The sequence below is a fragment of the Empedobacter sp. R132-2 genome, assembly GCF_030324375.1.
Classification (GTDB): Bacteria; Bacteroidota; Bacteroidia; order Flavobacteriales; family Weeksellaceae; genus Empedobacter; species Empedobacter falsenii_B.
The window spans coordinates 1-1,452 of sequence record NZ_JACAGG010000072.1; the positions used below are offsets into that span (position 1 = coordinate 1).

General features: G+C 29.5%; 1 protein-coding gene. It reads left to right on the top strand.

The window, feature by feature from the left end:
* Positions 1–1,030 precede the first annotated feature (1,030 nt).
* A partial coding sequence (locus HXZ69_RS15165) for an IS110 family transposase (RefSeq protein ID WP_286496460.1) occupies positions 1,031–1,452 on the top strand: 422 nt, incomplete at its 3' end.

The following is a 1,452-nucleotide window of genomic DNA, read 5'->3' on the forward strand; positions in this document are numbered from 1 at the left end:
GCTAAAATTACTGCACTTACTGTGGTTCAGTACATTAATAAAACATACTTTAATCGAAATATTAATAATCTAAAAACCCAAATTATTTAAAATGCACAACGGGTTATCATAATAGTGCATAAGTAAATAATAGTATTGTTTATACTTCAACGTATTGGATCAAATCCAAAACGAAGAAAAAAAGTAGATTTTACAAACCCTACGGACTAAAACTTTTTAACGTATCATTCAAACCTTTTCTTAACGTGAGAGTTGCTGGTTTCTATATCCTTTTTCTATATTCAAATTTACTTTTAATAATGAATTTTGTCATTCTGAGCTTGTCTCAGAATTGCATCCAATATGTCATTTCGAGATATTGAGAAATCTTTCTATCACTTTTTTATTCATAGCTTATATATTTTAATTATCGGTATTCATATGCCCTACGGGGAAATGAGTAAAAAAGTAATCAATACTTCGGCAGGCTCAGCACAAGCAAGACTTGGTTGTAAACCTCTCTACTAAAAATATTCTCATTCCACTAAAGATTTTACAAACCCTACGGGCTAAAACCTTTTTAACGCTGCATTCAAACATTTTCTTAACGTGAGAGTTGCCGGTTTCTATATCCTTTTTCTATATTCAGATTTATTTTTAACAATGAATTTTGTCATTCTGGGCTTGTCTCAGAATCGCATTCAATATGTCATTTCGAAGTATCGAGAAATCTTTTGTCTTTTTCACTATTCAAATTCGTTATCACTTTTAACTACGGATTTTAGAGTTGACATACGATTTGCAGACGAGCTTCAATCCATTGGATGAGAAGCTGAAATGAATTCCTTTAGATTTGAAAAAGATTAAATTGTAAAAAAAGAAGAGAATAGAGTTTGAGTACACTATAATGAATTCAGAGCTATATTAATCTCATAAGCTGATAAAGACTCAACTCTTTCTTATCAAATTCTCAAATAGAAATTCGGGCTTATAACCCATTAGTAAGGAATCGAGTTATTGATAAGTTTCTCTTCTCATTAAATTCAAATTTATGGAAAAAATTATTATTGGAATTGATGTAAGTAAATTAACTTTAGACATCTGTATTCAAGAAACTGGAGTGAATCGTTTTGATAACATTCCTAATACAGAAAAAGCAATCAAAGTTTTTTTCAAACAGTTTGATAAGAAACAAGATATTTTGATTGGAATGGAAAACAAAGGTCGATTTAACGCTATGCTTTATAGTGTTTTAATCCATTTTTCTTTTACTGTTTATGTAATCAATCCTTTGCATTTGAAAAGAAGTATGGGATTGGTTAGAGGTAAAAACGATAAAATTGATAGTGAACGCATCGTTCAATTTTTATCGAAAAATTATATGGATCTTCAGCAATGGAAACCTAATTCAAAGGTCATTGAAAAAATTAAACTATTGAATGCTGAAAGAAAACATCGAGTTAAAATAAGAGC